Annotated in this window: 5 protein-coding genes; 1 reads left to right on the plus strand and 4 read right to left on the minus strand. The window is 48.1% G+C overall.

The annotated features are described in order from the left end of the window. The 3 genes from IQ260_RS19870 to IQ260_RS19880 form a co-directional block, all read right to left on the minus strand. Positions 1 to 763 (minus strand): glyceraldehyde 3-phosphate dehydrogenase NAD-binding domain-containing protein (locus IQ260_RS19870; RefSeq protein ID WP_193994834.1); only part of this gene is annotated, 763 nt, incomplete at its 3' end. 215 nt (positions 764 to 978) lie between these two features. Further along, positions 979 to 1,368: a response regulator gene (locus tag IQ260_RS19875; protein ID WP_193994835.1), complete on the minus strand. Its 390-nt coding sequence runs from the start codon at positions 1,366 to 1,368 to the stop codon at positions 979 to 981. Next, a complete protein-coding gene (locus IQ260_RS19880; protein ID WP_193994836.1) occupies positions 1,368 to 4,991 on the minus strand; it encodes a chemotaxis protein CheB in 3,624 nt (1,207 codons plus the stop codon). Before IQ260_RS19880 ends, IQ260_RS19875 begins: the two co-directional genes overlap by 1 nt. Before the next feature lie 841 nt (positions 4,992 to 5,832). Here IQ260_RS19880 and IQ260_RS19885 point away from each other — a divergent pair. Continuing rightward, positions 5,833 to 7,683, plus strand: coding sequence for a PDDEXK family nuclease (locus IQ260_RS19885; protein ID WP_193994837.1), 1,851 nt, complete (start codon positions 5,833 to 5,835; stop codon positions 7,681 to 7,683). Here IQ260_RS19885 and IQ260_RS19890 read toward each other — a convergent pair. Then, on the minus strand, positions 7,643 to 11,222 hold a 3,580-nt coding region (locus IQ260_RS19890), incomplete at its 5' end, for a LamG domain-containing protein (protein WP_228016283.1). The genes IQ260_RS19885 and IQ260_RS19890 overlap by 41 nt on opposite strands.

Here is an 11,222-nt window from a genome sequence, read left to right on the forward strand (position 1 = left end):
CTTCTACAGTCGTGGGTCGAGACACCTCAAACACACAGTCGGTCAGGGATGCATTTAGAAGCGGCACCCGAACAGCGATGCCGTTGAGTTTGCCCTGGAGTTCGGGGTAGATCATGGTGATGGCTGTGGCTGAGCCCGTGGTCGTGGGAATCAGCGATAGTCCAGTGGCCCGAGCCCGGCGCAGATCCTTATGGGGCTTATCAACGATGGTTTGGGTGTTAGTTTGATCGTGAATGGTGGTAATCACCCCGTGCTGGATACCCAGACCTTCTTGGATCACTTTGACAACGGGGGCTAGACAGTTAGTGGTGCAGGAGGCTGCCGTCAGTAGGTGATGCTCCGTTGGCTTATAGAGATGATCGTTAATACCGTAGACAATATTGAGGGCACCCTGTTTAACAGGGGCCGCCACGATCACTTTTTGGACACCCCGCTGGAAATAGGGGTCTAGCAGCTCCGGAGTACGAAACTGCCCCGAGCATTCTAAGACAATGTCTGCACCAAGCTCATCCCAGGGCACATCGCCCGGTGTAGCATGGGCGCTAAAGCTGACCGGCTTGCCATCGATCACGATGCCGTCATCGCTAACCGTTTCAACGTCTGGAGCCCAGCGTCCATGGACAGAGTCAAACTTTAATAAGTGGGCAGCGGTGACCGCTCCGCCCGTGATTTCGTTGATGTGTACAAAGTCTAGGTGGGGCCAAGCCGCACGTAGAACTAAGCGACCGATTCTGCCAAAACCGTTAACTGCAATTCTTGCCATAGCCCAGATTCACCTAGCGGAGGGTATTTTTATTATTTCAATTTAAGTTGAAATGTCAAGTAGGCTACAACACATATAATTGGCTTTATGTCGTAACCGCTCCAAAACATACGCTCAGCCGTCTAATTTACTCGATGCTTGACACCAGCAGTTATCGAGTTATCTCTTGTATCTGTACCAATACTCCTTGTACCCTGTTTCCGGCATTTCCCACATTATATTTCTAAACTTTCCCAGTCAAGCAATAAACAAATCTGTTCGGCTAGCCTCGCAGCATCAAATGGTTTACAAATGATGCCTTGAATATCCAACTCTTTCAAAGAGTTTTGTTCTTTTTGTAGGGCTTTGGCTGTCATGAAAATAACGGGAATTTTTTGAGTAGCGGTTATGTTTCTGAGCTGGTGCAATACGCCAATACCATCCAGAACAGGCATCATCACATCCAGGAGGATGAGATCAGGGGGCGTGGCCTGAGCCAGCAATAATCCCTCTTTTCCAGAACTTGCCTTCAAGATTTCCCAGTTAGTGGTTGCCTGAAGGGAAAACTGGATAGTCTTAATAATAGACTGATCGTCATCAACAATCAAAATCTGTTTACGAGTCATTATTGTTCATCCTCCAAACCTTGAAACGGGATAGTGAAGAAAAACTGGCTGCCTTCGCCTAAAACGCTCTCCGCCCAGATTCGTCCATTGTGTTGTCCAATGATTTGACGACAAATCGCTAGCCCGAGTCCTGTGCCGCCTTTTTGCCGGGAATCGGTGGAATCAACTTGCTGAAAACGCTCAAAGATATCTTCAAGCCTGTTCTCAGGAATGCCTGTGCCTTCGTCTTTGATCGCAAATAAGACATCATGATCCTGGCGTTCTGCACTGAGGGAAACGTTAGAATTCGGCTCAGAAAATTTAATCGCATTGCTCAAAAGGTTGATCAAGACCTGAATCAAGCGACCTTCATCCGCATAAACCTCGATCTCTTGAGTCGCAATATTGAGCGTAATTTTTTTTTCATTAGCAATAACCTGCACGGCTTTTGTGGCCTGGGAGAGTAAGACTGATGTATTAATGGGGGCTCTAGAGAGTTGAATTCTGCCAGACTCTAGACTCTCCAGTTCCAAAATATCCCTGACGATACTCATCAAACGCACACTGTTATCATAGGCGATTCTAATGGCTTCTTCACCGTTCTCAGAGTCAGGTTTGATGTGTTTCTCAGACAGTAATTGCAACATGCCTAGTATCCCGGTTAGGGGGGTGCGCAGTTCATGGCTGACAACGGAAAGAAACTCGTCTTTCATCCGTTCAACAGCTTTGCGATCGCTAATATCACTGGCCAAGGCAAAAAAACCTTTTACCTCACCCGAGGCTAGCCGATGGGGAATATAGTTGACGTTTACCCAACCAGAGTCTTGTTCTAGCGAAGGAAACTCAATATCAAAACTCACTTCTTGGCCAGAAAGGACAGTATCTACATAGTGAAAAACCTGCTGGTAAAGCGCTTCTCCCAAAACTGAAGCTAGGTGCAAGCCTTCAACTTCGGCTGACGGTCTTTCAAACCACTTGTCATAAGCCTGGTTGCTCAACCGACAGTAACGTTGGGCATCGACGTAAGAAATCCAAGCAGGAATCGCATCGGTTACCAAGCGCAACTGCTCGGAACGTCGGTGCAAGGTTTCTTCCACTTGCTTGATGTCATCAATATCGATAAAGCTCAATACCAGACCCTGGCAATCGCCTTTTTCATCCCAATAGAGATTAACTCGCAGCAACAGCTGACTGCCTGATGACTGTAACAGCATTTCCTGCTCGATCGGCTGTCGTCGAGTCAACGCTTGCTGTAACAGCTCAATTAAGCCATAGGCATTCTCCTGGCCCGGAGGACACATCAGGTTGTGAGACAGTTCTGTGAGTGGACGATCAATGTCACCTTCTCTCAGGCTGATTGCTTTAGTGGCCGCTGGCGTATACTTACGAATATTTAAGTCCAGATCTAGAAAGACAACGCCAATATCCGTGCTCCTCAACAAATTATCGAGGTCATTGTTGAGTTCAAGCAGTTCCTGAATTTTTGACTGATACTCAGCGTTAACGGTATAGAGTTCCTCATTAACAGAATGGAGTTCTTCGTTAGTACTTTGCAGCTCTTCGTTGGAGGCAATTAACTCTTCATTCGTCGCTTGTTGCTCTTCGTTAGTGGTTTCTAGTTCTTCAATGGTCGTTTGTAAATTCTCTCGAGTCTGCTGTAGTTCGTACTCCAGCTCTCCAATTTGGTTGATGGTTTCAGCATCCACTTCAAATGTCTGGTCTGAAATTGTCGTCGAATGTCTCGCTTCCTCCTCCAACAGTACAATTAGGAACTTTCCTTTCTGGGATTCATTGCTCTCTATCCCGACTTTGAGATTGATCGTTCGCAGATTGTCTGAGTCGGACAGCCTAATCCCTGCGTACAGTACTGCTGCTTGTTCTCGTTTGGCGCGGTGTAAGGCTGTCGATAACGGTAGCTGTAACGGCGGAGGGACAATCGATATGACATCTAGATTAGCTTCGCCGAGTGGCAATCTGAGCAAATCTGCCCCGTCATAAAAAACGCGCAGAAGTTTATTGCTTTCATTGATCAGTAGGCAAGTCGAGCGGCGATCGCCAAAACAGAAGCTAAAGACTTGTCCCAGGATCCGATCTGAACGCGGCTGAGCGCGTTTGAAACTAGTTGGAGATAAGGGTAAAGCTACGAGCGGAGTTCTGGTAATGGGTGCCAAAGTCAGTTGACTGTCTCGCTGCTTTTGATACATTTTCCACTTAGAGTGAAGCGTTGAAAACTCGCCTGCCAGAGGCCCCAGCACCTCTGCACCCCCTAAAAAAAGAATACCCTCTGAGGCCAAAGAAAAATGCAGCATGCGCAATACCTGCTGCTGCAACTGAGGCTTCATGTAGATCAGCACATTGCGACAGCTAATCAAATTCATTTTAGAAAAGCCTGCATTTTGGGCTAAGTTATGAGGGGCAAAAATGAGGAGTTCTCGCAGCTGCCTGTGAACCTGATAGCCCTCGGATTTGGTAATAAAATAACGTTCTAGCCGCTCGACAGAAATATCTTTGCGAATGCTTAAAGGATATATCCCCTTAGAAGCGGTTTCTAGCGATGAGTTATCCAAGTCGGTGGCAAAAATTTTAATGCTCAACGCTCGGTTGGCTTTGCGAACGGCTTCATCGGCTAATATCGCCATCGTGTAAGCTTCTTCTCCCGTCGCACAGCCTGCGACCCAAATCCGCAGCTGTTGGTGATCGTCCAAACTTTCAATCAGCGGCGGTAAAACGTTGGTTTCTATAAAGTGCCAAGCATCGAGATCCCGGAAAAACCTTGTTGACCCAATCAAAAAGTCTTGAATGAGTAGTTGACGCTCGGGTTCAGAACTTTCAAGATAAGTGATATAGGTTTGCAGCGACTGATAGTTATTCAGAGCACAGCGATGATAAATTCGCCTCGACAGGGTGCCAATTTTGTATTGAGAGAAATCGACAGCTTGTTGATCATTGAGTAAACCTAATACATGATTGAGCTGTGCTGGATCGATCAGATTCTCTGTCAGCTGTTCAGCTAAAGGGATATTGAGCGTAATCCGCACGATTTCATAAATTGTTTGAGCTAAGTCGTGGGGCGATAGTACTTCGTCGACCAACCCTGTCGGCAGCGCGTTAGCAGGCATGCCACTAAACTGTGCCGTTTCTGGAGACTGAATTAGCGCTAGCCCCCCGGCCTCCCCAATGGCCTGTAGACCTTTTGTGCCATCGCTGCCTGTACCTGAGAGCAAAACGCCCATGGCGCGGTCTCTGTAGGCTTGGGCTAAAGATTCGAAGAAGATATCAATGGGAAAGTTGATCCGCTCTGGTTCTTTTTGCTGAAAGCAAAGGCAGCCTTCCGACACCACGATATTGGTCTGGGGCGGAATCACGTAAACCGAATCGGGCATAATCTTCATGCCATCTTCGATTTGATAAACGCGCAGGGCGGTTTTACGTTGCAGCAATTCTTGCATCAAGCTTTTAAAGCTAGGGGAGAGATGCTGAATGACAACGAACGCTGCGCCAATATCCTGAGGGACGTTCTCAAAAAATTCTTCTAAGGCCTGCAAACCCCCTGCCGAGGCACCAATACCGACAACAAAGAAGCGATTGTCGTCGGTATTATCAGAGTTGGCAAGCGTAGGACCGTTATGGTGAGCACTCGGCATATCAAACAAATATTTTGAATCTAAGCAACTTATGCCTAGAGCGGCAAAGCAGATACCGACGACAGATCACGCACCTACCAGGAAGTGAAAAGATCGGCTGCTGTTAAAAGACGCACAACAGAAAGGACCTTTGAACAGATGAACAGCAGCGCTTGCCTGTCGGCAGAATATTAACTTTTATTAATATTATTCAATATAACGCAATATAACGAATTTCTTAATAATTTCTACCTAAAGGTGTTTGGTTTACTCGCCTCTGTTCATATACAGAAGCTGTGATATTACTGATGGATAGGGATTCTAATGTTGCATGGAATATTCGGTTGTCCGTCCCAAAGGCCGCTATCTGCGGACTGGAAGCAGGTTTACCGAGACGCTGAGAACAAGGATGCGTCCAAAATAACTGTTACACAACGCTAATTATTAATTTAAAATAATTAATATTAGATTGACTTATTGAAAGAAGCAGTATTCAAAATCATCCCAGATACTGATTGAGCTATTGGGTGGTGCGCCTGTCGGTTCAATATCGGTTGGGAATCATCAGCCATGCATAGGGGCAGGCAACGTTGGCGTGCAGCTTGTTAAATTTTATTGTTTCTAAAAAAAAATGGAAGTTTCCCATATATCCAATGAAACCTTAACTAATGTTGAAGACGGGTGCCCTTATAAATGAAGGCGTTGCTGCTCTGAATTATGGTTTCATCTGCCAGATGTCGACATACAGTACATCTGGCAGATCGGTCCCTCTTCGAAGTCGGCAACGGCATAAACTAATTGCGAAATATATAGCAATTGCGAGACCTATAAACAGTTAGCAATTTATTATTCCGTTTTAGCAATGAACTATCAGACCAAAGGAATTCTGGCGGTTGTAGCATCTTCACTAGCAACGAGTTTACTAGTCGCGTGGCTTGTGCCTGAAAAGGTAAAAGGAGCATTGGCGGGTGGGGGAATCGGTGCAGTATCGATGATTGGTGCGATCGCAATCAATCGCCAGCAAGAAGACCGGTTACAAAAGGTGATTAGATCTAATATCAGTTCAATTAAACATGACAAGAGATTTACTGAATTGTCAGCTCAGTACAACACTATTGCCAATTCAGTTCAGTCTCTATCTGCTCAAACTAAAAAGATCGCATTAGAATCCTCTAAACACGATCAGAGATTTACTGAATTGTCAGCCCAATACGACACCATTGTCAGCTCAGTTCAATCTTTACCTGCTCAAATTGAAAAAAATGTACTAGATTCCTCTGCTGTCAGTGCAATTCAAAAAGAACTCGCCATCTTAAAGCAAAGCCTCGAAGCACCACCGACTGCAGTGTCTGAAGCAACGGACAGTGCTTCCGAAGCCCGCACGCACATGCTCGAGCGTATTGTCATGGACGGTAATGACGAAAATAGTGACGAGGAGGAGGAAGGTAGAGAAGTCGCCACCACCACCGCCTGGTTTCAATCTAGAAACGTAGAGCTCCAAAGTTCCTATCAGCCTGAGCCAGCGATTGATGAACTGTTGGACGATCTGGCCGTTTTTCTAGGCGACAACTATGAAATACTAGAGCGCTTCTATAAAAAACTAAAATTCTCCCTTGGGAAAAGATGTTCTTTTCCACTTCAAGATAAAAGTCAAAAGGAAATTTCCATTCATAATCTCTTCTTTAAAAAACTAAAAGATAGTTCACTACTATCAAAAGGATTCTATAACAAATCCGATAAAATTATTATCGCTACGACTCAAAACCAAGAAGATGTTAAATTCTTTCTTGAAGGAGGCTGGTTTGAACGTTTTGTCTACTACAAGATCGTAGACTTTTTAGATTCAATAGGAGCCGATTACCAGGTACTGAGAAATCTGGATATTACCTACGAAAACGAGGATCATTTTGAACTAGATATCTTCTTTATGATTCAAGGTCAGCCCCTCCTGGTCGAGTGTAAAGCAGGCAAACAATTTGACAGCGGCATTGCAACCTTTACCAAACATAAGCAGCGGTTATCGTTACAGCCAGAAAATGCAGTTTTTGTCGCCCTTGAGCTTGAGGAACGTCTAACCGCAGTTCGCACTAAGCGCATGGGGGTGACTGTAGCTAACAAAGATACCTTGCTCTCTCATCTTGATCAGCTGCTGACAAGTATGGGAATAGGTCAGGATGCTGAGGTTGTAGCATCAACCAAAGCGGCCTTGGAAGATAGCTCCCGAAGTATGGAGACCTCTGCTGCAGTGGTGGATGCCGACACCCCAGATGCCGCTAACACAGTTGATCTAAAGCGGGTTTTTAGTAAGAAAAAAATAAACTTAGCTCCTGAATATAGAAAAGTTGTCATTAGCGAACTGATTCAGATATTTCAAGAGCCTGATGTAGCGCTCAACTTTACTCAGCTGATCCGAGAAATCAAAGACAAGCTAACAAATACCCCCAACGAATTATCTAGGAATAAGCTGACTGAGATTCTAGACACTCTAAGAAGATCGCACTGTTTTTTAACCAAATCCAAGCGGACTGTCCGTAACGTTGGCAAACCCATTGAGCGGCTGACTTCAACTAATATTGATACGTTAGAACAGCGCTGCTTACGCTACTACATGAAAGAAGTATCAAAAGAAGTTGGCCCTAACTTTTTTGATGATCCTGCCAATGTCGCTCAGTTTAATCAACTGACCCATGGTGAGATTTCTCTCCAAAGCTGATTTTAGGTTCACTAGTGGAGCCTGTTTGGGTTATTTTCTGAATTTCATAGCTGACGGACGAGTTCACAGTATCAGAAGATGGCTGTGTCAACTCTCCAGGACGAATAGAATCAACCCAGTGGAAAACAGCCCGTCGCCGTACGACTTCGGTTTGTAAGTCTTTGGGACAGATCAGTTCTATCCGAGTGGGTTCAGGGCTCCAGGCAAACCGGACACATTCCACATGGGGGGAATCGCCCTGATGATGTCGCAGCAGACCATAGGCTGCCTGGGTAACTGGAATTACCGGTGCACTGATAATGTCAACGGGTAACACGATCTCAACATCGTCCTTGGCTGTTGATACAGCTAGTTTAAATTGCAGCCTGTCGCCAGTTATCAGCTGCAGTTTGTTGAGAGTCTGGATGACAGCGAGAGAATATTTCTCTAATCGATTGGACTCAATTGTAAGACTATCTGTCGCCTGGTCTGACGTATTGGGTAGCGTGAGTTCAGTCACGGCTCCAGTAGAGCTAATACGTTCCAAACTGAGGGTAGCTGTTGTTGGTACGGGGGTTTCTGTTGGTGGAGCGGCGTCCCAATCGTAGCGGAGGAACACCACACTATCGGGATTATATTCACGACGGTCAAGGGACAAGGTGACGCTGCGAATCTGCTGACTGGTCCCTTCACCAACAGGAACGTTACGGGTGGCATGGGCGGCATTGGAGATCAGCAGACGGTTATATTCAGGATCTTCAAAGACCATAAATTGTGGCCGCAGGGGCAGGGGCAACGTGGTTTCATCAGTTATCCGTAGGGGAAACATAAGCGTTTGTCGGAAGTTGTCATTATCACCGGGTCTAACGGGTTTAACACTGGCAGTCACTAGGATCGAGGCGCCTAATGCCTGACTGGATAACACATCACTCAATGTCGGTGACTGCTGTGGCGTTTGAGGCGGCAGTACAAAACGTGCCGGGTTACTAGGATCTGGCTGATATGTGAAGGTCGTCCCCTCATCCGTAATGGTGAGCTGAATCTCCCAGGTAGTCGAGGTGGTATCCCCTGCGGAATTCTCGGAGGTAAATACAACGTTTTGGGCACTGTCAAGGGTGATGGTCTGCTCATCCGATAGCGCTGGCGATGCCACTAGCGTAAATAGCAAGTCCCCATTCCAGCTGGAGGTAACTGCTCCATTTAAAGGCGTTTGCAAAATCATCTTGAGTCCCTGGGCCGGGTTTGTACCGCACTCGGCAAAGAAGGCCGTATCGACAGGGGTATCGGCAGCCAGGCTGGACTGCTTGATGTGAAAATAGCTGGCCCAGGTTTGTAGGGCGCTGTCAGCCGCCGTGTTTTCAGGCAGGGGAACAGGTCGCGGCATCCGATGCTGGACGGGAATGCTGCCAGATACCAGTGGGCTCGGATTGTGGGTTGTTTGGGTAAAGAGCTGATGGCGAATGGCAAATGGGACACCAGGGCGATTGCCTGTTAGCAAATAGTGAAAGGTGCCAGGGAGAACCGGTTGCCACTGTTGCAGTCGCTGTTGGCTGTCGGCACCATCATTGCTGCCACTATGCTCAACTGGTGGCAGCGCTGGCAACGGCGGATTTGGCAGTACAGGCAGGAGACTGCGAATGGCGGCTGCCCGAAAATTGGCCGGTAGGCCAGCGGTGGGATGCTCCGACTGAGCAGAGGAACGAAACTGGACTGGATAGTGGGGGGCTTGCCACCATCGAGTTTGGGTGGGGCCATCAATGGGACCGAGGGTTCCCTGTTGTTCCTGGGTATATTGCACGCTTAGACGGAGGGCGCTCAGGCCCCAGGGCCAGGCGGCGGTGGAAGTATCACTGGAGAGAGTTGGGGGCCGTTCTCGCAAATAGAGGGGTTGAACGCCCGTCACCTGGGGCGGTGCAATTTCAAAGGCGCTGAGGGAGGCAGGCAGCTGAGGGCCGCCAAACTGTCCCTCTCGAAAACGTATCTGTTGTGGGGTGGCCCGTAGCCGAAAGACTGGCTGACAGAGAGATTTTGGCGGTTGTAAATCGGTGACGACGGCAAATGCATAGGAAATGGTGACGGTGGCGTCTGTGGGAGATTGGGGGGTACGGTTGGTGTTGATTTCACGGAATCGTAAGAGGGCAATGGCTGACTCTGGGGCTAGTCGCTGGTGGGTTTCCCTGGCCCAGAACAGGTTACGTTCCCGCAGGTTTTCTTGCTGTTGTTGGAGTTCGATATCGGTCAGGGTATCATCATCGGCAGGGCTGGGAATCTCCTCTAAACGGCTGGCCACGGGGAGTAGGGTCCCAGCGGTGCGATCAAGGCAGAGCAATTCGGTAGAAACCAGGCTGGGATTAGATGAAGCGGCAGAGACAGGCCGAAATTCTAGCCCTAGGTAAGGGCTCACAGTCAAGCTCAGGGGCATTTCGTTCGGGTGGCTGTGGCGGCCCGATGCTGGAATCAACGTAGCGGCGGTGTGCCGTTCTAGAGAACTCTTGTTATTTAGAAGGGGGCTGAGCTGTAGCCCGCTGAGATACCAGCCCTCAGGATATGGACGGTTAAGACGACGGACCTGAGGCAAGCCTTGGCGGATATGATGACGCACCTCCGTGGGGCTAAAGGCACGGTTGTAGATGGCTACTAGATGATAGTCGCCGAGCCAGGCCCGTCTGTCATCGATTTGGATGTTGCCATCTTCCTTTTTTTGTTCGTTAGCCAACATCAGGTGGAAGTCGTCATCCCAGTTTCGGAACGTGCCGCCAACAGTATTTTCTGTCTCGATCAGATTACCGTCGGCATCGGTGGTATAGAGTCGGATTGTGCCATTAGCAGCGCGGGTAAAGATAATGGGAACCAGGCTAGCTGTTACCGGTTCAAGTTCGACCGGTGTGCGACTCCCCCTTGGCTCATCTCTTAAAAGACCATTGTTAGTGGTGTTTGTAGTTCGCAGGCGGGTTAAGTAAAAGTTGTTGTTTGGTGCTACAGGGTCATCATCTGTCTCGGGGGGGAGGGAAAAATCTTGCCCCAGGGTAATGTTACGCTCAGTGGAATTTTTTGAAAGGCTGACGAGGCGGGCAGGACCGTTTTGGGATAAGGGTTGAGTCGAATTTGGAGCGCTAGCAGGTTTTACCCACACGGCAATGGTGATCTCATTGGTGCGCTGACAGGCTGTGGTCAAACGGCGGGCAGGCTGAATGGAGCGAATCAGCGTGCGTGCTTTAATTCGCAGACCTCCACCGGGAATCCATTCGGTAATATCTGGGGAGTTAGTATCGTTCAGGATGCGCAAATTGAGGGGAGTATCGCTGACCCCTGAAACATCATTAACTTGGTTGCCACTGCCTTCTTCAAAGGTGTAGAGAGCCTGTAATCCATTGTTTATATCCCTAGGCTGCTCGGGAGTGGCGAAAAGGCTGTCCTGTCGCCACACTAGGGGGTGATCGGTGGCCAGGGCTGACTGGGGTTGACGCTGATTAGAGGCAGCCGGTGGGCTGTTGGGTCGTACAGGATTAAAGGCATAGCGGAGGGCGGTGGAGCGACTCAGCTGGGCAGGGGTGTTGGGG

The sequence above is a fragment of the Leptolyngbya cf. ectocarpi LEGE 11479 genome (assembly GCF_015207065.1).
GTDB classification, from domain to species: Bacteria; Cyanobacteriota; Cyanobacteriia; order Phormidesmidales; family Phormidesmidaceae; genus Leptothoe; species Leptothoe ectocarpi.

Excerpts from the sequence above, each read along its gene's own strand:
- IQ260_RS19875 (WP_193994835.1), bottom strand. The coding sequence starts at position 1,368 with ATGACTCGTAAACAGATTTTGATTGTTGATGACGATCAGTCTATTATT.
- IQ260_RS19880 (WP_193994836.1), bottom strand. The coding sequence starts at position 4,991 with ATGCCGAGTGCTCACCATAACGGTCCTACGCTTGCCAACTCTGATAAT.
- IQ260_RS19885 (WP_193994837.1), top strand. The coding sequence starts at position 5,833 with ATGAACTATCAGACCAAAGGAATTCTGGCGGTTGTAGCATCTTCACTA.